A 20,702-nucleotide genomic window follows, 5' to 3' on the forward strand; every position below is an offset into this window, starting at 1 on the left:
TAAATGTCAGGTTAACAGTTAGTTGTTCTGTTGTAATTTTTTTATTGCCCTGATTTGGTCTGCAAAGAAACCACTTTTTTCCGGATATTTCAAACTTAATATTTTATATGCCTGAATAGCATTTTTATATCGCTTCTGTTCCAGGTACACTTTAGCCAGTGTTTCTGTCATGAGTTCGGCCTTTTCCATCTGGCCGCTTTTGGCGAGATTCACTGCGGGTGCTTCGCGGTTACGATCGGCAGCTTTGGGAACAATTTTCGGATTGCTATTGATAAATTTATCGATAAGCCTGAACTTTTTTTCTTTGTCAGCATCCGTTTTTTCTTCCGTTTCTTTTACCTTACTTTTTTTGTTATCCGTTCTGTTAACGGGTTTTGCTGCGGATAGTTTGAGCCATTCTGCAAAAGAATGTCGTTCGCCGGAATTAAAATCGATGGGAGTGCCTATTCCCAGTTGCTTTTCTTCTGACGTCTGTTCGGCTTGTTGTTTTTCTACCGGTATAAAAGCGGCAGGATTGAGGATGTGTTCGGCTTCTTCTTCACTTCCTATGTGGGTTTGCTCGATGAGTTTATGGTTCTCTATCCGTATTTCCTGGGCGTTGACCTCTATGTCGGAAATGTCCGGATGGTTCCCGGCAATGGCTTTCGCTACATCATTCTGCCGGAATTCCGGCAAAGTGATCAGATCGAACAGTACAGCTCTGTCCGTTGTGTATGCGGCTGTTTTTTTCAGGGCGTCGTTATACGTAAAGCTGTTGAGGTTTCTGAGTCCTTTGAGGTGAAGTGCCCGGGCAGCCTGGAAAAAAGGATATTGTGCTATGAGCTGTTCCAGAGATGTAGTTTCTCCCAGCCGGATATGTTCCGGATTTTCTGAAAGCTGTATGAAATTTGAAACTGTCATAAATAATGTATCTGACACGCTGTCTTTGCGTGATCTCTGATTCTATTTTTACCGTATTCCCCATATTCGGGTTTTACTGCGGTCTGTCCTGGTACTTCGCGGTTTACCCTGATGTTATTACATTACCAATCGGCAAGGGAGGCGTTAAATATATCCTGGGTTATCCGTTCGAAAATCTCCTGGTGCGCAGCGCTCTGTATGGCATTGAGCTGCTCGTTAGCCCCGAAATCGTAAAAGAATGAAAATGTTCTTTCGAAATCGGCATCTTCTTTGGTATTGTTGGTAAAACGTACCCGTACCCCGATGGTAAGTCTGTTCTGTGCCGCAGTTTGCTGTGCAGTTGCGGTCATGGGGGCTACCCGGTATTCGGTGATCTCTCCCTCATAAAGAAGGTCTCCTCCGGAAGGTACGAGGTCCAGGCTGGTCTGGTTCATGATCAGGTCCTGCAGGGCGAGGGTAAAATCACGGTCCAGTCCAGGTTCTACCAATGGGGCTTCGTTTCTGAACATGTTTACCTGAAAAGTTGTGGCACTACCGACATCACCACCGGTGAAATTATAAATACCACAACTTTGTACGGTGACCAGGACGAGGGCAACCGCAAGATATACGGCTTTTACGGATTTTAATATTTTCATTGGGTTGAAGCTGTTTTAAGCGCATCTCTCGGGATGCCTAAAGATCGTATTGTTTTATTTTGCGATATAACGTCCTTTCGGAAATGCCAAGTTCTGAGGCAGCGGCCTTTCGCTTACCGTGATTGCGATCCAGTGCTTTCTTGATGAGTTCGAGTTCCTTGTCCTGCAGAGAGAGAGTCTCTTCTTCCTCGATCTCTTCGGCAAAATGGTACTTGTCTTCGTTTCTTCCCCGCATGGCAGGGTGTTGGGAAACGGGTAGTACCTCCAGGGCCTCGCTGTCTTCGTAATCTTCGATATCGCTGTAATCTTCGGATACGGCATCGGAGCTTTTTGCTGCCGTGTCAAAATCGGCATCGTTATCGGATTTGCCGTATATCTTCTGGATCAGGTTCTGGTTTTCTTCCTGTACTTTCTGGCTGCTGCCCGACTGCATGAGTTCGAGGGTGAGTTTTTTCAGGTCGTTAAGGTCGCTCTTCATGTCAAAGAGAATTTTGTAAAGAATTTCCCTTTCACTGCCAAAATCGGCCTGACTCTTTTTTTCGTTGATAACTGCAGGCAGGTTTTTTCCGGCACCGGGAAGATATCCCGTAAGGGTGTCTGCCGAGATTGTTCTGTCCTGTTCCAGTACCGATATTTGTTCGGCTACGTTGCGCAGTTGCCGGATGTTTCCGGACCAGCGGTATTTTAATAACGCGTGGACAGCTTCATCTTCGAGCCGGATAGCAGGCATCTTGTATTTTTGTGCAAAGTCGGACGCGAATTTCCGGAACAGCAGATGAATGTCGTCTTTCCGGTCGCGTAACGGTGGCAGGTGGATCTCTACGGTGCTCAGGCGGTAATAGAGGTCTTCTCTGAATTTTTCCTTTTCTATAGCTTCAAACATGTTTACATTGGTTGCAGCTACAATACGTACATTGGTTTTTTGTACTTTGGAAGATCCTACCTTTATAAATTCTCCGTTTTCCAGTACCCGCAAAAGCCGTACCTGGGTGGTGAGCGGAAGCTCTCCCACTTCATCCAGAAATATAGTACCCCCGTCGGCCTCTTCGAAATATCCGCTTCTGGTCTGTGTCGCTCCGGTAAACGAACCTTTTTCATGCCCGAAGAGTTCACTGTCTATAGTGCCTTCGGGAATGGCTCCGCAGTTTACGGCAATAAATTTACCGTGTTTACGGTGCGACAGGGAGTGAATGATCTTGGGAATACTTTCTTTTCCCACACCACTTTCCCCGGTGACCAGGACAGAGATGTCGGTAGGGGCAACCTGTATGGCCTTTTCAATGGCACGATTGAGTTTTACATCGTTGCCTATGATACCGAATCGCTGTTTTATCGCTTGTACGTTTTCCATAGTTATGTCCGGTTCCGTGGCTTTATGCTACCGGGAACAGTTTTGGTTTATATTTTATTTGCCGGCCGGAAAAGAACCTCTATTATTCCGAATATCCGACAGCCTCTCCTATAAGTGTTGCGGCAGTACAGTCCGTGATATTTACATTGACAAAATCACCTATATTGTAATGTTCCTTCGGGAAAACAACAACCGTGTTTTGTGTATTGCGCCCCATCCAATGGGCATCACTTTTTTTCGAAGTGCCTTCCACGAGAACTTCCTCTGTTTTGCCGAGGTGCTGCTGTGTTCTATAGAGTCCGTGTTGCTGCTGTAGGTTGATGATCTCCGTGAGTCTGCGCTTTTTTACTTCTTCCGGAACATCATCTTCCATCTTTCTGGCGGCCAGGGTACCGGGTCTTTCGGAGTAGGCAAACATGAATCCGAAATCGTATTTTACATAGTCCATCAACGAGAGGGTGTCCTGATGATCTTCTTCGGTTTCCGTGGGGAAGCCGGTAATCATGTCGTGCGATATGGCACAATCGGGGATGATCTTACGGATATTATCTATGAGTTCGAAGTATTCTTCACGGGTATGCAGGCGGTTCATGGCTTTGAGAATCCTGTTGCTGCCACTTTGCACAGGCAGGTGAATGTATTTACAGATATTTTTATACCTGCTCATGACTTCGATGGCATCGAGAGTCATATCCTGCGGATTTGAAGTAGAAAAACGGATGCGCAGTCCGGGTTGTGCTTCGGCTACCATAGCCAGCAAGCCGGCAAAGTTTACGGCTGTGGCTTTCTGAATATCCGAAGCGGTTTCGAAATCTTTTTTAAGCCCTCCGCCATACCACAGATAACTGTCTACGTTTTGTCCGAGCAGAGTAACTTCTTTATAGCCTTTTTCCCAGAGTTCGTTAACCTCTTCGAGGATAGACTGCGGATCGCGGCTTCTTTCCCTTCCTCGGGTAAAGGGAACTACACAGAAAGTACACATATTGTCACATCCCCTGGTGATAGACACGAAAGCGGTAATGCCATTACTGTTCAGGCGGACGGGCGCTACATCGCCATAGGTTTCTTCTTTGGAAAGAATGACATTAACGGCATTTCTGCCTTCGTCTATTTCCTGTACCAGGTTAGGAAGGTCCTTGTAAGCATCGGGGCCTACGACCATATCGACTATTTTTTCTTCTTCGAGGAATTTGCTCTTGAGGCGTTCGGCCATACAACCGAGTACCCCTACTTTCATTCCGGGGTTTATTTTTTTTACCGCATTGAATTTTTCAAGTCGTTTGCGTACGGTCTGTTCCGCTTTTTCCCGTATGGAACAGGTGTTGATGAGAACCAGGTCGGCTTCTTCCAGTTGCTGTGTGGTATTAAACCCTGCATTGGCAAGAATAGAAGCTACGATCTCACTATCGGAAAAATTCATTTGGCAGCCATAACTTTCAATATAAAGTTTCCTGCTGTCCCTGCCGTTTCGTACGGTCTCTTCTGTTTCCTTTTGCGGATCGAGAACGAGACTTTCCCCCTGTTTTTTTTCGTCAATTATTTTCTCCATAAGGACTGGTGCCCGATCCGGGCAATTCTTTGTTTTTCCGGGGCTTGCAGCAACGCAGATCCGGAAATGTTTGCAATCGGTTTGTAATAAATAATCGGTGCAAAGATAGGATTATTTATAAACTCAGTGACAATTTGACAGTAAAATGCCTGTTGTTTTTTAGGCAAAAAAACGTTAAGGTATCCCTATAAATATTTTTTAATATACTTTTGTAGTCTTAAAAATGGGTTTATGGCAAAGAATTTAGTGATTGTAGAGTCGCCTGCCAAGGCGAAAACTATAGAAAAATTTCTCGGTAAAGATTACAAGGTAGCATCCAGTTACGGACATATTTCCGATTTACCTTCCAAAGAGCTGGGTGTGGATGTGGAGAAAGATTTCGAACCCAAATACATTGTTTCCAAAGATAAAAAAGACGTTGTTAAAAACCTCAGGAACCTCGCGGAAAAAGCCGATACGGTCTGGCTCGCGAGTGATGAGGACCGCGAGGGGGAAGCTATAGCATGGCACCTGGCGGAACAATTGAAACTGGACCAGTCCAAGGTAAAGCGAATTGTCTTTAATGCCATTACCAAGAACTCTATTTTAAAAGCGATAGAAAACCCGAGAGGGATAGATTATAACCTGGTCAATGCCCAGCAGGCCCGTCGGGTACTGGATCGTTTGGTGGGATATGAACTGTCTCCCATTCTCTGGAAGAAAATAAAAAGCGGATTATCCGCAGGACGGGTACAGTCTGTTGCGGTGCGGTTGATCGTAGAAAGGGAACGCGAGATCAATGCGTTTACCCCGGAAGTGTCTTTCCGTGTGGTTGCGGAATTCCGTACCGAGGAAGGCAAGTCCGTCAAGGCAAAACTGCCCAAGACCTTTGCCACTAAAGAAGAGGCTCATAAATTTCTGAAAAGTAATGTCGGTGCCAGTTTCAAGGTGGCCAACCTGGAAACAAAACCTGCCAAAAAAACACCGGCACCGCCTTTTACGACTTCTACCCTGCAACAGGAAGCTTCACGGAAACTTTATTTTTCGGTAAGCAAGACCATGAATATGGCGCAACGGCTTTATGAGGCCGGACTCATTACTTATATGAGGACCGATAGTGTAAACCTTTCTCCGGAGGCTGTCGAAGCTGCCAAGGAAGAGATTCAACGCGAATACGGTAATAAATACAGTAAACCGCGCAAGTTCTCACAAAAGACAAAGGGTGCGCAGGAAGCACACGAAGCTATACGTCCTACCGATATTTCCATTCATTCCGTTTCGGTAGAACGGGACCAGGCCAGGCTGTACGACCTGATCTGGAAACGTACTATAGCTTCACAAATGAGCGATGCCGAACTGGAACGTACTCTTGTAAAGATAGAAGCCGACAAGCATAAAGAACAGTTTACAGCCAATGGGGAGGTGCTCAAATTTGACGGTTTCCTGAAGGTGTATATCGAGGGGACCGATGACGAGGATGAAGAACAGGCCGATCTGCTCCCTGCGCTGAAAGTAGGGGAGCCGCTCCTGAACAATTATATGACTGCGACCCAGCGTTTCTCCAGAGCACCGTATCGTTATACGGAAGCTTCGCTTGTGAAAAAACTCGAAGAACTGGGGATAGGCCGTCCGTCTACATACGCACCGACCATTTCCACCATACAGAACAGGGGATATATAGAACGGGGAAGTATAGAAGGGACGGAGAGAAACTACATACAGTTTACCCTCGAAAAAGAGCAGATAAAAGAAAAAACACTTTCGGAGATTACCGGGTCCGACAAAGGAAAACTGGTACCTACGGATATCGGAATGATCGTGAATGATTTTCTTGTCAATCACTTTGAAAATATACTCGATTACAATTTTACAGCCAAAGTAGAACAGGATTTTGATGATATAGCCTCCGGACAGGAGGACTGGACGCTGATGATGAAAGATTTTTACAAAGGTTTTCATCCCCAGGTAAAAGATGTGGAAGAAAATGCAGACCGGGAAACCGGGGAGCGTATATTGGGTAAAGATCCCGAAACGGGAAGACAGGTAAGTGTAAGGCTGGGACGTTTCGGTCCTATGGTGCAGATCGGAGTGGCAGAGGAAGAGGAAAAGCCGAAATTTGCAAGCTTGTTGCCCGATCAGACTATAGAAGGGATTTCCCTGGAAGAAGCTCTGGAGCTGTTTGCTCTGCCACGTAATCTCGGTACGTATGAAGGGAAAACGGTAGAGGTTAATGTAGGACGCTACGGTCCTTATGTGCGTTTTGACGATACTTTTATTTCACTGGACAAAGGAGAGGATGTTTTTGATGTTTCGCTGGACAGGGCTATAGAGGTTATCAAGGCTAAACAGAAGGCCGATGCCCCCATTGCCAATTATAAAGGGAAAGAAGTGACCAAAGGCAAAGGACGTTTCGGACCTTTTATTAAGTGGGACGGGATGTTTATCAATGTAAACAAGAAATATGATTTTGACGATCTTTCCGAGGCGGATATCCGTGAACTGATTGAGGATAAGCTGAAGAAAGAGGCGGAGAAAGTAGTCAGGGAGTGGTCCGAAGAAGGTATCAGGATCGAAAAAGCACGGTGGGGGCGTCATAATATTCTGAAAGGAAAAACCAAGATCGAACTCCCGAAAGAAGTTGATGTAAGCAAACTTAGCCTGGAGGAAGTACAGGGAATGCTGGATAAGAAAGCTCCCAAAAAGAAAAAGACTACGAAGACTAAAAAATAAAAAAGCCCGTTTTTAGGGAGTTATAATTTTTCTGTATTGGGTTTTTACAGGAACATTTTTGTATATTCCGACATTCTTTTTTCGAAGAGTGTAGCTGTATATGACACTCGCGGAACGGGATTTTGCTGTAGAAAAAAATAAAGATTAAGAAAAGGCAGCTTTTTAGCTGAACAAACCCAATCTTCGAAAGATATAAGCCGTATGGATTTTGAGTTTTTGTCCCCGGTAAGCACGGTGGTTCTGGCCCATAGCCAGTTATTGTCCCGTCAGACCATTGGGAAATATATAAGCATTCATACCGAAAAAGACGGTTTACCGGAACTGGATGACGTGCAACTGGCCATTATCGGGGTTAATGAGACCAGGAATGCCTCTGTTCAGGCGATGGACCGGCCGGATTTGAATGAAATAAGAATACAGTTATACCAGCTTTATACCGGCAACTGGGGAAGCAATATTGTGGATCTGGGTAATATAGAGCCGGGAGAGCGTGTGGAAGATACTTATTTTGCGGTGAAAACTGTTGTGGAATATCTCGTTAAAAACCGTATAATTCCTATAGTTATCGGGGGTAGCCAGGATATTACGTATGCGGTATATCGCGCTTTTGACCAGCTGGAGCAGATGGTAAATCTCGTAGCCGTAGATCACAGGTTTGACTTCGGCTCTTCAGACGAACTCATATCATCCAATTCCTATATCAGTAAGATTATCGTAGAGCAACCCAACAATCTGTTTAACTTCTGTAACCTGGGATACCAGACGTATTTTAATGCGCAGGAAGAGATAGATCTTATGGAAAAGCTGTTTTTTGATGCTTACCGGCTCGGGGAAGTTACCGGCGATATTACGCTGGTGGAACCGGTGTTCAGGGATGCCGATGTAGTGAGTATAGATATCACTGCTGTCAGGGCTTCGGACCTCGGATATCCGTCCGATACCTATCCGAATGGTTTTGACGGAAGAGAAATCTGTGCTATAGCCCGGTATGCGGGTATCAGTGATAAAGTGTCGGTATTCGGTATTTTTGAAAACAGAAATACCCGGATGAATGCACAGCTTGTCGCCCAGGTATTGTGGTATTTTATGGAAGGATATAACTTCAGAAAAAAAGATTACCCCTATATCGGTACCCGGAGTTACGAGAAATATATCGTGCCTATGGAAGAGCAGGAACTGTGTTTTTATAAAAGTGACATTTCCGGAAGATGGTGGATCGAAGTGCCGATTCTCGGAGAGATGAATAATAAATTGAAAAGACATACGTTATTACCATGCACCCATAAAGATTATTTAGATGCCTGTAACGAAGTCATTCCCGAACGTTGGTGGAAGGCATATAAGAAAACAGCTTTATAGGGAAAATAGTATGGTGAGAATGCTTTTTGAAAATAAAATCTGGTAAAAATCGGGTTCCGGATCATTAACAAAAAGGGTATGGTCGAATTTTTAAACTATAATTAACCGAAAAAACGAATGAAAAGATTATTGTTTGTTACAACCCTGGCATTATTTCTTTATAGTTGCGGTAAAAAAGACAGGGGGGAACTGGTTGGAGTAGGCGGAAAACGATGGCATCCGGAAAAACCCTACGGAATGACTCTGGTTCCCGGAGGTTCTTTTATTATGGGAAAATCCGAATCGGATGTTGCAGGAGGGATGAATGCCCCGACCAAAACCGTTACGGTACGTTCTTTTTATATGGATGAGACCGAAATTACCAACAGTGAATACAGGCAATTCGTAGATTGGGTGAAGGACTCCATCGTTCGTACAAAACTTGCTATCCTCGCCGATTACGAAGGCCTTACTCCGGATGACGGAGGTATAGGTGAATATGCTTTTAAGGATGCGGATACCTCTAAGCTTTCGGCTTACGACAAGTATATGCTCGAAAATTACGAAGGGATGGGAGAGACCGGGTTCGAAGGCAGAATGCTGAACAAAAAGCCCCGTTTGATCTGGGATACGTCCAAATATCCGGACGAATACTATACCGAGGTTATGGACTCTATGTACCTTTCTATGGAAGAGTCTTATAACGGATACCGTACTATCGATGTCACTCAACTGAAATATAAATATACTTGGATGGATATCCAGGCTGCTGCCAAAATGAAAAAAGGAAGTAGAAAGGACTTTCTGAAAACCGAAGAGTTAATGATTTACCCGGATACAACGGTATGGATCAAAGATTTTTACTACTCGTATAACGAACCTATGCATAACGATTATTTCTGGCATGATGCCTACAGTGAATATCCTGTAGTAGGTGTTTCATGGAAACAGGCTAAGGCGTTCTGTAACTGGAGGACGAAGTATAAGAACGATTTTCAGAAATCGAGAGGAAAAGGTTTTGTCAACCAATTCCGCCTTCCCATCGAAGCCGAATGGGAATACGCAGCGCGTGGAGGACTCGAATCGGGGACATATCCATGGGGAGGACCTTACCTTATCGATGAGCGGGGATGTTTTCTGGCGAATTTTAAACCTAACCGGGGTGATTACGCTGCAGATGATGCCCTATACACCGTAGAAGCCAAATCGTATCAACCCAATGATTACGGTTTGTACAATATGGCAGGAAATGTCTCGGAATGGACGAATTCTGCCTACGATCCCAATTCTTATGACTATGCATCGACGATGAACCCGAATGCTTATGACGAGAGAAACAAAAGAAAAGTAATCCGTGGAGGATCTTGGAAAGATGTTGCGTATTTTCTCCAGGTGAGTACACGTGATTTCGAGTACCAGGATTCGGCCCGTAGTTATATCGGGTTCCGTACGGTACAGGATTATATGGGGACCAGTGAGATAGGGCGTTAACCCCCGGATTTATATCTGAACTTTTAACTAATTATATTACAAATCAACTATTACCATTATGGCAAAATCTAAATCTAGTAAAAAGTTGTTCAATATGGCTTATGGCCTTGGAGCATCTGTTGTTATCTTAGGGGCGCTGTTCAAACTTAACCACTGGGAACTCGGGTTCCTCGACGGGACAGTACTTCTGGCCATAGGACTTGTTTCGGAGGCAATTATATTTGCGATATCTGCTTTTGAACCGGTAGATGAAGAGCTGGACTGGAGTCTTGTATATCCGGAGCTCGAAGGAGGAGAAGCTAAAAGAAGAGAGAAGAAAGTTCAGGAAGATACAGTCGAAGCCGAAGGAATGCTTTCCAAAAAGCTGGACGGATTACTTAAAGAGGCAAAAATAGATGCTCAACTGATGAGCAGTCTCGGGCACAGTATCCGTAATTTCGAAGGTGCCGCCAAGAATATGGCACCTACCGTAGATGCGATTTCCTCAACCAAAAAATACAGTGAAGAACTTTCGCTGGCAGCAGCCCAGATGGAGTCACTGAACAGCTTGTACAAGGTGCAGTTGGAAAGTGCCGGAAGACAGGCAGCGATTAATGAAGAAGTGGCAAACAATGCCGGAAGACTCAAAGAAGAAATGGAGTCTCTTACTTCAAATCTTTCCTCACTGAACAGTGTTTACGGAGGAATGTTATCTGCTATGATCAAACGCTAATTAGTAACCCCAAGACCAAAAATCAAAACTCTGATTAGACATGGCAGGAAATAATTTATCACCGCGTCAGAAGATGATAAACCTTATGTATCTCGTATTTATTGCCATGCTGGCCATAAATATGGGAAAAGAGGTATTGTCTGCATTTGGCTCGTTGAATGAAAAACTCGAAGCTTCCAATGTAAAGGCCAATGCGGATAACGCAGCGGCACTGGACGGTCTTTCCAGGCTGGCCGGAGAAAAACCGGAACGCTATCAGCCCGTACTGGACAAAGCAAACCGTATCAAGGAAGTTTCTTCGGAATATTACAGTTATCTCGAAGGGATAAAAAACGAAATGACCGAAAATCTTAAGAACAAAAGGGACTATGAAAAGATGGACCAGTCCAAGTTTCTGGATAAAAAATTCTTTAAAGGCGGTGGAAAATATTCGGAAGAAGGGCAGGAATTCGTAGATAAAATGAATGGTTACCGTAATGCTTTAGAGGAAATACTCGGAGAGAATTTTAGTGAGATCAAGAGTTCGGTAGCCCAACGCTTCTCTACCGGTGAAAATGGCCAGGTAGAGAACAGGGACGGGATAAAAATAGACTGGTTGAACTACAACTACGAAGGCTTTCCACTCGTAGCATCCTTAACCAAGATTACTCAGATCCAGGCCGATGTAAAAGCGACGGAAAATGATATTTTCGGAGCAATGCTCGGAGAAGAGCTCAGCAGTGAGGTGTCGATGAACAACTATACAACCTTGCTGGAGCAACCGAAATCAGCCTATTACCAGGGCGAGACCTTTGACGGTTCTATTGTGCTGGGAAGAACTGACGCTACGACCAAACCTCATGAGGTAGAGCTTTTTCTGGATGGGAAAAAATTGTCTGAAAGCGATTACGAACTCGACGGAGGTAAGGTAAAACTGAAAGTTAATGCAGGTAACGCGGGAGATCATAAGATCGAAGGAAAACTGATCTTCAAACAGAATGATGAAGATTTGCCTGTGACAGTATCTGCAACTTTCGCTACGATTACAAAACCCAATGCGGCAGTGATTTCGGCAGATAAAATGAACGTGGTGTACAGGGGGGTGTCTAATCCCATTACGATATCCATCCCCGGAATACCTGACAATAATGTCTCTGCATCGGCAAGTGGTTTGTCTAAGGTTTCGGGCAGTAAATACGTGATGAATCCGGGATCGGGCCGAACCGTTAATATTACGGCGAGCGGAACCTTGCCGGACGGACAGAGAATTAGTACGACTTCCGAATTCCGGATCAAAGATGTACCGAGACCTTCCGGAACGATAAGAGGGGAGTCGGGAGAAGTGAGTATGCCGAGATCGAGTCTTGAAGTTTCTACGGTGGGCGCCGTTCTCGAAGACTTTGATTTTGATCTTAACCTCGGCATTCGCGGTTTCAAATTTAAAGTGCCCGGACAACCTACGGTATCCGTAAGAGGAAATAAACTTGATGGGGCCGCCAGAAATGCTCTGCAAAGGGCACGAAGAGGTGATGCTGTACAAATCTTCGATATAGAAGCATTTATTACCGGGAATACGGGATACAAACTCAAAAAGGTTTCTCCGGTAGTTATTCAGCTTACAAACTAATACAAGCTGCCATAAAATAAATACATACCGGGAGTGACGCGCATGTGATAGCGCGTGGCTCCCGGTTATTTAATAGATTACGTCTTATCTGAATAACCTAAAAAACAAGTGTATGAATTGGAGAGCTACTACCCTACTTTCCCTGGCTTTTGTAATGTTGTCCCAGTTCTTAACGGGACAGGCCAATATACTCAATGCCAAAAAACCCGAAGAGATCGGGGTGAAGACCGAGAGACAAAAGGAAGCAGACAACGATGCTCCTATGGAATACGGTTACGTGGATGACCGGGATATTATGTGGTCTAAAATGACCTGGGAGGTCATTGATCTTAACGAACGTGTAAACTTCTCTTTGTATTATCCTATAGAGCCGATAAGGGAGTCTAACAGGATGTCGCTTTACGACGTGTTCGTCAATGCGATCAAGGAGGGTAAACTGGAGGATATCTATGTGGATTCTTACTTTACCGAGAAAAGGGCATTCGAGGACCTGGAGGCTACTTTGTCCAGGATCGATACTACCGATATGGGATACGAACAATTGAACGCCGGTGAGCAGGTGTCTCCTGAGTATATTGATAAAAGAGATATTACTGCGGCTGATATCGTAGAATATCACATCAAAGGCGTCTGGTATTTTGACAAACGCCAGGCCGAACTGAAATACAGGTTGCTGGCTATCGCTCCTGTGGCCCCGGATGTGAATTTTATAGATTCGGAAACAGACGACGGGTCCAATCTCGTTGAGCTTTTCTGGGTATGGTATCCGAGTTCAAGGCAAATACTTCATGAGGCGAAGACTTTTAACAACAGGAATTCCGCCGCGCCGCTTTCTTTTGATACGATACTGAATACGCGGAGGTTCAATGCTGTTATCTATAAAGAAGACAATGTTCACGGAGATCGCCCTGTAAAGGATTATGTCGTTGATAATTCTCTTTTCCAGTTGCTGGAAGGGGAGCGCATAAAAGAAAAGATAAGAGGCTTCGAGGAGGATATATGGACCAATTAGCGTTAGCGCAGTCCATCAGATGATCCAAAACGTCTATTCAATCCGAATAGACGTTTTTTTAGCCTTACAATTAACGGTTTTATCTTAAGAGGAGGTTGTTTCGGTCTTGCAGATCAACTGTTGGTCTCTACGGGAAAACTGAGTGTTATCCTTGTGCCCCTGTTCAGGGTACTTTTTATTTCGATTTTTCCGTTAAGGATGATGAGCAAATCCATTATAATTTTTATTCCAAGGCTTTTACTTGGAGTGTCGAGGGAAACAGGGGGGGCTGCATCTGGCTTTAAAAGTGATTGGTAATACTGTAATTCTTTTTGTGGTATGCCACGTCCCGTATCTTCTATAACAATGCGTAATCTGCTTTCACTAACAAAAGCGTATATTGTTATTTTTCCGTTTTGTGTATTTTTAACCGCATTATCCAGGATATTATGAATAATAATAGAGAGCAGATGTTTGTTTACTGAGGTGGTAAAATGATAGGGAACATAATTGTATATACGGGTTCTTTGAGAATTGGCTATTTCAGCAAACAACGATATTTTTTCACCTATGAGATGTTGTAAATCATAGTCTTCAGCAGGTGTGTTGCCTTCGCCCTCGTACATTCTTGCTTTACTGTAATCCAGGATCTCACTTATAAATTCATGTATTTTTACAGATGCTGTGTACATCGAACGAATGCCTTCACGTATCATCTTCTTGTTACCCGTATCGTAATTTGCATAAAGGTATTCGCCGGTGTCTACCATAAACCGCAGGGGACTCCGGATATCATGACTTATAGAAGCGATAAGTTTTTCCTGTATGGCGGTTTGTTGTTTGAGCTTGTCTTTGGTAATACGTAACGTACGTATGGTGTTACGAAGGTGTCTCGTGCTTTCTATGATTTTTTTCTTAAGGAGTATGTTTTTGTATCGTACATATTTGATCCTCAGTTTTATGCTGTAAAAAATGATAATGGGTGCCGCAAGACATACCAGGATAAGGAACCAGTCTGTTTCCCAAAAATAAGGAGGGACCACCAGCACGATACGTTTGTGGATGTAATAGGAGTAGAAGCTGTTCATTTTACGGATAACCAGGGTGTGCTGCCCCGGCGGTAACTGGGAAAAGGTAATGGTCTGGCCGTCCTCTATATGTTCCCAGTTTTTGACATTTTCATCTTCGAGTTTAAATTCCATATTAAGATTATAGGGGTTGTCATAATAAGGGGAGACCAACTCGATATGTACACGGCCAAAATTCCGCTTCAGTGTCAGCGTATCCTGATGTATGGCGAGATCATTATCGGCGGTTCGTACTTCATCTACATAGATAGTTCCGTTAGGAAGTTCTGGTTTTACTTTTTTCGGATCGAATATAACAATACCATTCAGAGATGGCAGGGCTATATGGCCGTCCTGGAGTTGTATGCCGCAAGGTTGGCATCCTCCCATGAATTCGTTGGATAGGAAACCGGAATTTTTGTCGTAGAAATGATAATAAACCTGTTTCATTTTTCCGGAGGCATAATCGATCATTTTCTTCTTGGATGCCTGAAAAAGTCCTTTCCCTGTGGTGATCCACAGATATCCCTGATCATCTTCGACAATACAATGAGAAGAGAGCATATAACCCCGGGTGTCCGGAGGAAAACTGGTGAGTGTTCCGTCTTTATAGAGAAAAATACCTTGAGTGGAGGTTGTTATCCAGATTTCTCCGCTGATGGAAGCGTGCAGACTGGTGATCTGCTTATCATCAAGACCGCGGATCTGATCCAGTTTTTCATGGATAAGATCCAGTTTGTATAATCCGTTCAGGCTGCCGAGCCAAAGCATATTATCTGTCGTTTGCAGTATATATTGTATACCGAAACTGACCTTTCTTAAATTTTGTGGAGCGTCGAAGAGAGGGTCCATATAATACAAGTAGCTCCCCGAATTATGTTTTTCATCATTCTCACTATCAGTAGCAATCCAGATACGATTGTTCCGCCCTGCTGAGATCTGTTCTATAGGGTACGGAAATGTCCATTTTTGAAAATCACGGTTCGTGCTGTCTTTGCTGAAACGGAAGAGTGTTCTATGTTTTTTGGTCCATATATAACCTCTGGTATCCACGATAAGGTTTTGCTTATCGTTATCCCAGGGAATATCGGGTTTTTGCCCGCTAAGCTGATCCGTACGGATAAGGGCTCCCGAAGCGGTTAGAATTTTATTTGGACCGTAATTGGCCAAGGCATATTGAACTCTTTCTGTGTCCCTGGTATTAACACTTCTGAAAGGATATTTTTTTATGATACCCAATCCCCTGGTGGCACTCCCGAGGTAGATGATATCCAGGTTTTGATCGTAATATGCGGATATGATACTGTTTTCAGCTCCGAAGTCAAAACCGGTAAGCAGTTTTTTGAAAGACAGAGAAGTGTCTTGTATTTGAAGGATATATAGGTTTTGTCTGGTATGTACAAAGGTTTGTTGTGTTATTGGATTATAAAAACATCCTGTAATATAGCCATCGTCATCAGGGATAGCCAATTCATTTTCATTAATGCCCTCTGCGGTAATCGCCGTGTAGTGTCCGGTTTCTGTCAGGTGATAAAGTCTGTTGTTCAGGGCAAAAAAGTAACCTGGTGTATGGTCCGGAAAATAAACACTGAGCTTTTGAGTGAGGTACCCGGTATGAAAGTTAACGGTGTCACCTTCTACGGAAAAGTACATATTTCCTGCAACGGGGATGATATATTTTTTCGGGAGTCCTGCTATACTGTCCGGAGTGTAAATTCCCGGTGTCGAGGCAAATGTCTTGATATATTTTTGTGAGGGATTCTCGAGAGGAAATGCTTTTCTCCGGGAAATAAGTAGGGCTTCCCCGAATTCGTTATACACCGCAATACTATCCCCCGCGATATTACGATGAGCATACATCATTTTATTGCTGTATATATTCGTGTTTTTAGAGTTAAAGACTTTAAAATTTCTTCCGTCGTAGCGAACGAGCCCGTTTTGTGTGAGCAGCCAGGTAAAACCATAACTGTCTTTAAATATTTGTTTTACACTGTTTTGCGGAAGTCCGTCACTATCTGTATACCACTTAACGCCAAAATCTTTATCCTGAAAATTGCTCACGGGGTTGCAATAAGAAAGAAGAAAGGATAAACTAAAAAGAATGGTCAACGTAAGTCGCATTAGAATCAGAAGGGAATTCTAAAATTATATGAAAATTGTAGGTTTATGTTGCTAATCGGGCGTGAAAACATCTGTTTTATAGTGTTCTTAAAAGATATAAAACAGTAATAAGCTCCTGAGATAAAGTAAATTATAAGCAAACGTGTTTGAGGTGTACAATGATACAAAAAAAATATTTATAAACAGCGGGTTATGTATAGAACTTGTTCTATCTCCAACACGAATTTATTCTACATTCCGATGTATTAGTTCTACAACTTTTTTATCGGAAATGTAACAGGGTCCTTTAATTTTATAACAACGTTAATACAGCGTTTCCTAATATCATAATCAAGTGTTTAGAACAGTCCTTTCCCGATAGCATGACTTAGCAGGGAAAGGCTGTTTCCTTAAGATTATTACGACTGCAAATATAAAAATGTTCTATGGGGTTTCTGAGTTTTTTTGGAGGAAACAGGATGAAATTGACAGTAAAACATGAATATAGGGATTTTTTAAGTATTAAGATATCAGTCTTTGACAACCAGTAAAAAATATAGCGATGTCAATAATTTGTAAATACGTCATGTTCACATTGCGAATCCGACACTGCCCCTTTGAAAGCTATTTGTGGAAAAACAGTAGAGATCAACGTATATGTCATCTCAAGAGTATTTTGGAAGGCGGAATACTATTGTCCAAATCCAAAGAGGAGATTGTAGACCTTCTGGGTGATGAATACAATCATTATTATGTGGATCAGTGGAAATATTTTATAAGAGATATCAAAACACTGCCCTATAAGATGTATCTCGAAATAGAATTTCAGGAGAACAGCGTTTCGATCTGTAGAGTAAAACTTATCTAAAAAATGTATATGGAAATACTTTTACAACAAAAACCAATAGAAGACAGAAGCACTGTAGTGCGAAAACAGATCGACGATTTCCGGAGTTCCGGTAAATTACACATGCATTCTGACTTTCCTTTTTTTTATACGGAAGGAGTGGAGTATGTGACTTCAGTCCTGGGTGCGGGACATTTGCTCAGGGATATGGGGATGCAGGCATTTGCATTGTCAGGAGAATGGGACTTCGTAAGTATACGGCTTTGTCGCGGTTGCCTGGACAATTGTTGGATAGAATATTCCAGAAGAAACGGAGAGATTATCAAAAAGATGCGGATTCCTGAAAATATTCCATTAGCCCCCAATTTTGCCATTTGTTTTTATTTCATTGGAAGAACGCTGATCCTGCCGACAGAATTCTGATCGGGCAGGAGGGTGCAAGGCAACTCAGGTAGTGTCTGTATTGTAAAATATTATACCGGCCCGGTTTTTACTAAACCGTAAAACCGGCCGGTATAATAGAAGAAGAAAAGAAGATATTTTTTAATACTTATTCGCCACTCCCGGTTTTACGGATAATTTCGTTGGCCAGATTCAGATAGCTTACAGCTCCTTTGCTCGAAGCGTCATAATTGATAATACTTTCGCCGTAACTCGGAGCTTCACTCAGGCGTATGTTGCGCTGTACTATGGTATCGAATACCATAGTGCCAAAGTGTTGCGTTACTTCTTCCACCACTTGATTGGATAGTCTGAGACGGGAATCGTACATGGTAAATAACATGCCTTCGATGTCTAATGAAGGATTATGGATTTTTTGAACACTTTTTATGGTGCTCAACAGCTTCCCCAGGCCTTCGAGGGCAAAATATTCGCATTGAATAGGGATGATTACCGAATGTGCTGCAACCAGAGCATTCAGAGTGAGTAGTCCGAGTGACGGAGCGCAGTCAATAAGAATGTAGTCGTATTGTTCTGCCATACCCTGCAGTGCTTTGCGGAACATATACTCCCGGCGTCTCTGATCTACCAATTCGATTTCTATGGCAACCAGGTCGATATGAGCAGGTATAAGATAAAGATTGGGTGATGAGGTCTTTATTACCGCATCGGCAGCCTTTGCCGAATGTTCGAGTACCTGGTACGTACCGGTTTTTACATCTTCAACCGAAATTCCGAGCCCGGATGTGGCATTGGCCTGTGGGTCTGCATCTATGAGCAGGACCTTTTTTTCGAGAACTCCGAGAGCCGCCGCAAGGTTGACCGATGTAGTTGTTTTACCTACGCCTCCTTTCTGGTTTGCAATAGCTATTATTTTGCCCATACAAGATTATGTGTTGATATCAAGAAATATGACCACTAATGACCCGGAATATCCCGGAGTTTTTCCCTGCTTTATTGAACAGATAATTTCAGGGAGGGTAAATTTCCCAAAAACCCACTCCGGGATATCAGGAATCAATGGTCGGTTTTCTGCAATTTATGTCGTTCTCTTTCAGTGTTTCACGATTGTTTTCTGGTGATCCCCCTGGCATAGAGCAGGAGAACAAGCCCTATGAGCAACAGGATAAAATTTCCCGTTATGTAACTGGTCTCATTGCCGGAAATAATGTGGTATTCCAGAAAATATCCCAGAATAGTGGCCATGGCGTATATCGATATTATAATGCCTGTTAGTGTTAATGTCGTTTTCATAAACCGATAATCAAATTTAGTTTCCGGGTTTATATGCGGTGAAATTAGTGTAATTCCTCCTCCCGATAGATCAGAGTATTGTAGAATTAATTCTATGCTATGTTAGAATGAGTTCTAAGGAAAGTGTGGTTTGGTTGTTTTCAGTAAAACGTAGGAGACAATATCATGTTTCCGATAAGCTCGGAATATTGCTTTTCATTTGATAATAATTTCTTTTTTCACCCGAAATCGACTGTTGTTTGGCTATAGGCATTTTCCTTACAAATTATTGGGGTTGACGAAAACGATTTGATTATAATATAGTTCAAACAACGTTTATGGAGCTGGATTTCTTTCCGGAATTTTGTTTGGAGACGGAGAATGTCCGTATTTTTTTGCGATGTTCTCGCTTACGGGAGAGAGTGGTGTCCCGGTTAGCGGATGCAGCCAGGGAAAGGTGTAGAACTCCACATGTCCAAGGTGATTGGTATACCACAATAAGGGCCTTCCATTTCTGAAAAAAAGGGTGCTATCTGTGATCCGGATTTTTTTTAAACTTTCGAAGAACATCTTCATTCAGGATGGTTTCATATTCCAATCCGGAACATCGGATTTTCTCGTAGTGATCGTTCATCCAGACCATACAGTTTTTCCGGTAATATCTGGAAATACAAAAAAGGAGTGTACAGCAAAGGATAACATTAATACCGAAACTGATCCATACTTTAATGTGCAGGTTTCGAATCTTATCAGTAAATTTTCTGAGAGACATGTCTTCTCTGGTTTCATTTTTTCTTACAAAATCTTCAAAGCTATGATATCCGAGATATAGCGAAAGAATATTGAGTGTAGCCTTATTGGGTCTTATTTTTTTTGTTTCCCCGGTGATATATCCGGTGTAATACCTTGATATATTTCTATCACTGAGTAAAAAGCCATAACGCTCTTCAATAATCAGGGAGAGATATTTTGATTTTCCGCTGGTCGTCAGTTCTATGGATTGTTTATCCACTTTTTTAAAAACGGACTCCATGAGGGTTTGGATCCAATTTTCCATGTGTGTGATTTTTAAGTGTAATAATTTGGTTTATAGCGCTGTAATTCGTGTCTGCTTGTGTCTGAGAATTGTCAAAAAAATGTCAATGACATGTCCGGTACTTTGTGTCATGGCTGTCTTTATTTCGCTGTCGAAAGGGTTCTTTTCTTTTTTACCACATGGCTAACATAAAAAAAGAAAATTGCCTGTTTTTACGGAATTCCATAATGCGTCAAAATCAATACTGTGGGAAGTAGTCGGATGCTGTCGTATTAGGGTTTTTCACTTCCCCGAGTAAAAGGAATATGACTTTAGGCTACTGCAGTGCCGATAGTGTATGCCTTTTTGAGATGCCGGATTTTCCGGCGTGATCCCCTTTGTTTAATTCGAAAATGAATCAAATTATGAAGAGACTATTCTATCTGGTCGTTATTGCTGCCTTAAGCAGTTTACCATTGGTATCGTGTACCTATAACGATACTGCAGATAACGAAGCAATGCAAGACACGCAAGGGTCAGGAGGTGAAGATGAGCACGTTGGGCCCTTCGAACCTTCGGAAGGAAATTAAATGTATAATAAAAGGTCGCGGAGTATTCGCGGTTTTTTATTTTTTGTTATTTTGGGGATTGGATCAAAACAACCTCATGAAATCTTTTCTTTTAGTATCGTGCATAACCGGTTTATTATTTTTT

Annotated in this window: 17 protein-coding genes; 9 read left to right on the plus strand and 8 right to left on the minus strand. The window is 42.8% G+C overall.

Annotation, left to right across the window (positions count from 1 at the left end; translation table 11 throughout):
• Positions 1 to 18: 18 nt before the first annotated feature.
• The 4 genes from BT112_RS06815 to miaB form a co-directional block, all read right to left on the minus strand.
• Entirely contained in the window at positions 19 to 900 is an 882-nt protein-coding gene (locus BT112_RS06815) for a hypothetical protein (protein ID WP_072316729.1), read from the minus strand.
• A 122-nt stretch (positions 901 to 1,022) separates the two neighbouring features.
• Positions 1,023 to 1,538, minus strand: a complete 516-nt coding sequence (gene lptE, locus BT112_RS06820) for an LPS assembly lipoprotein LptE (RefSeq protein WP_072316610.1) — start codon at positions 1,536 to 1,538, stop codon at positions 1,023 to 1,025.
• 37 nt (positions 1,539 to 1,575) lie between these two features.
• Positions 1,576 to 2,889 (minus strand): sigma-54 interaction domain-containing protein, encoded by a 1,314-nt coding sequence (locus BT112_RS06825; RefSeq protein WP_072316611.1) that lies wholly within the window; start codon positions 2,887 to 2,889, stop codon positions 1,576 to 1,578.
• A gap of 82 nt (positions 2,890 to 2,971) precedes the next feature.
• Entirely contained in the window at positions 2,972 to 4,438 is a 1,467-nt protein-coding gene (miaB, locus tag BT112_RS06830; protein ID WP_072316612.1) for a tRNA (N6-isopentenyl adenosine(37)-C2)-methylthiotransferase MiaB, read from the minus strand.
• 231 nt (positions 4,439 to 4,669) lie between these two features.
• Here miaB and topA point away from each other — a divergent pair, with 231 nt between their 5' ends.
• From topA to porN, 6 genes are all read left to right on the plus strand, one after another.
• Positions 4,670 to 7,147 carry a type I DNA topoisomerase gene (topA, locus tag BT112_RS06840; RefSeq protein ID WP_072316614.1) on the plus strand — a complete coding sequence of 826 codons (2,478 nt, stop codon included), beginning with the start codon at positions 4,670 to 4,672 and terminating at the stop codon, positions 7,145 to 7,147.
• Between the two features lie 201 nt (positions 7,148 to 7,348).
• A complete protein-coding gene (locus tag BT112_RS06845) occupies positions 7,349 to 8,506 on the plus strand; it encodes a formimidoylglutamase (protein ID WP_072316615.1) in 1,158 nt (385 codons plus the stop codon).
• A 117-nt stretch (positions 8,507 to 8,623) separates the two neighbouring features.
• Positions 8,624 to 9,976 (plus strand): T9SS ring complex lipoprotein PorK/GldK, encoded by a 1,353-nt coding sequence (gene porK / locus BT112_RS06850; RefSeq protein ID WP_072316616.1) that lies wholly within the window; start codon positions 8,624 to 8,626, stop codon positions 9,974 to 9,976.
• 58 nt (positions 9,977 to 10,034) lie between these two features.
• Entirely contained in the window at positions 10,035 to 10,688 is a 654-nt protein-coding gene (porL, locus tag BT112_RS06855; protein ID WP_072316617.1) for a type IX secretion system motor protein PorL/GldL, read from the plus strand.
• 40 nt (positions 10,689 to 10,728) lie between these two features.
• Positions 10,729 to 12,294 (plus strand): type IX secretion system motor protein PorM/GldM, encoded by a 1,566-nt coding sequence (porM, locus tag BT112_RS06860; protein WP_072316618.1) that lies wholly within the window; start codon positions 10,729 to 10,731, stop codon positions 12,292 to 12,294.
• Between the two features lie 112 nt (positions 12,295 to 12,406).
• On the plus strand, positions 12,407 to 13,306 hold the full coding sequence (porN, locus tag BT112_RS06865) for a type IX secretion system ring subunit PorN/GldN (RefSeq protein WP_072316619.1): 900 nt from the start codon (positions 12,407 to 12,409) through the stop codon (positions 13,304 to 13,306).
• Positions 13,307 to 13,419: 113 nt separating this feature from the next.
• Here the strand turns inward: porN and BT112_RS06870 are convergent, their stop codons facing one another.
• Positions 13,420 to 16,413 carry a sensor histidine kinase gene (locus BT112_RS06870; RefSeq protein ID WP_072316620.1) on the minus strand — a complete coding sequence of 998 codons (2,994 nt, stop codon included), beginning with the start codon at positions 16,411 to 16,413 and terminating at the stop codon, positions 13,420 to 13,422.
• Between the two features lie 601 nt (positions 16,414 to 17,014).
• Between BT112_RS06870 and BT112_RS06875 the strand changes: the two genes are divergently transcribed.
• Together BT112_RS06875 and BT112_RS06880 are read left to right on the plus strand one after the other, a co-directional pair.
• Positions 17,015 to 17,320 (plus strand): hypothetical protein, encoded by a 306-nt coding sequence (locus BT112_RS06875; RefSeq protein ID WP_139276037.1) that lies wholly within the window; start codon positions 17,015 to 17,017, stop codon positions 17,318 to 17,320.
• A 9-nt stretch (positions 17,321 to 17,329) separates the two neighbouring features.
• Positions 17,330 to 17,722 (plus strand): hypothetical protein, encoded by a 393-nt coding sequence (locus BT112_RS06880; protein ID WP_139276039.1) that lies wholly within the window; start codon positions 17,330 to 17,332, stop codon positions 17,720 to 17,722.
• Positions 17,723 to 17,849: 127 nt separating this feature from the next.
• On the opposite strand, the gene BT112_RS06885 is transcribed toward BT112_RS06880, so the two are convergent.
• From BT112_RS06885 to BT112_RS06890, 3 genes are all read right to left on the minus strand, one after another.
• Positions 17,850 to 18,623: a ParA family protein gene (locus tag BT112_RS06885; protein WP_072316623.1), complete on the minus strand. Its 774-nt coding sequence runs from the start codon at positions 18,621 to 18,623 to the stop codon at positions 17,850 to 17,852.
• A 179-nt stretch (positions 18,624 to 18,802) separates the two neighbouring features.
• On the minus strand, positions 18,803 to 18,994 hold the full coding sequence (locus BT112_RS21595) for a hypothetical protein (protein ID WP_139276041.1): 192 nt from the start codon (positions 18,992 to 18,994) through the stop codon (positions 18,803 to 18,805).
• 508 nt (positions 18,995 to 19,502) lie between these two features.
• The gene (locus tag BT112_RS06890; protein WP_072316624.1) at positions 19,503 to 20,030 is read right to left on the minus strand and encodes a hypothetical protein; all 528 of its coding nucleotides are present in this window, start codon (positions 20,028 to 20,030) and stop codon (positions 19,503 to 19,505) included.
• Between the two features lie 383 nt (positions 20,031 to 20,413).
• Between BT112_RS06890 and BT112_RS21790 the strand changes: the two genes are divergently transcribed.
• Entirely contained in the window at positions 20,414 to 20,578 is a 165-nt protein-coding gene (locus tag BT112_RS21790; protein ID WP_175545760.1) for a hypothetical protein, read from the plus strand.
• The last annotated feature ends 124 nt before the right edge of the window (positions 20,579 to 20,702 follow it).

It is taken from the genome of Sinomicrobium oceani, assembly GCF_900119185.1.
Lineage (GTDB): Bacteria > Bacteroidota > Bacteroidia > Flavobacteriales > Flavobacteriaceae > Sinomicrobium > Sinomicrobium oceani.

Excerpts from the sequence above, each read along its gene's own strand:
- BT112_RS06815 (WP_072316729.1), bottom strand. The coding sequence starts at position 900 with ATGACAGTTTCAAATTTCATACAGCTTTCAGAAAATCCGGAACATATC.
- lptE (WP_072316610.1), bottom strand. The coding sequence starts at position 1,538 with ATGAAAATATTAAAATCCGTAAAAGCCGTATATCTTGCGGTTGCCCTC.
- BT112_RS06825 (WP_072316611.1), bottom strand. The coding sequence starts at position 2,889 with ATGGAAAACGTACAAGCGATAAAACAGCGATTCGGTATCATAGGCAAC.
- miaB (WP_072316612.1), bottom strand. The coding sequence starts at position 4,438 with ATGGAGAAAATAATTGACGAAAAAAAACAGGGGGAAAGTCTCGTTCTC.
- topA (WP_072316614.1), top strand. The coding sequence starts at position 4,670 with ATGGCAAAGAATTTAGTGATTGTAGAGTCGCCTGCCAAGGCGAAAACT.
- BT112_RS06845 (WP_072316615.1), top strand. The coding sequence starts at position 7,349 with ATGGATTTTGAGTTTTTGTCCCCGGTAAGCACGGTGGTTCTGGCCCAT.
- porK (WP_072316616.1), top strand. The coding sequence starts at position 8,624 with ATGAAAAGATTATTGTTTGTTACAACCCTGGCATTATTTCTTTATAGT.
- porL (WP_072316617.1), top strand. The coding sequence starts at position 10,035 with ATGGCAAAATCTAAATCTAGTAAAAAGTTGTTCAATATGGCTTATGGC.
- porM (WP_072316618.1), top strand. The coding sequence starts at position 10,729 with ATGGCAGGAAATAATTTATCACCGCGTCAGAAGATGATAAACCTTATG.
- porN (WP_072316619.1), top strand. The coding sequence starts at position 12,407 with ATGAATTGGAGAGCTACTACCCTACTTTCCCTGGCTTTTGTAATGTTG.
- BT112_RS06875 (WP_139276037.1), top strand. The coding sequence starts at position 17,015 with ATGTCAATAATTTGTAAATACGTCATGTTCACATTGCGAATCCGACAC.
- BT112_RS06880 (WP_139276039.1), top strand. The coding sequence starts at position 17,330 with ATGGAAATACTTTTACAACAAAAACCAATAGAAGACAGAAGCACTGTA.
- BT112_RS06885 (WP_072316623.1), bottom strand. The coding sequence starts at position 18,623 with ATGGGCAAAATAATAGCTATTGCAAACCAGAAAGGAGGCGTAGGTAAA.
- BT112_RS21595 (WP_139276041.1), bottom strand. The coding sequence starts at position 18,994 with ATGAAAACGACATTAACACTAACAGGCATTATAATATCGATATACGCC.
- BT112_RS06890 (WP_072316624.1), bottom strand. The coding sequence starts at position 20,030 with ATGGAAAATTGGATCCAAACCCTCATGGAGTCCGTTTTTAAAAAAGTG.
- BT112_RS21790 (WP_175545760.1), top strand. The coding sequence starts at position 20,414 with ATGAAGAGACTATTCTATCTGGTCGTTATTGCTGCCTTAAGCAGTTTA.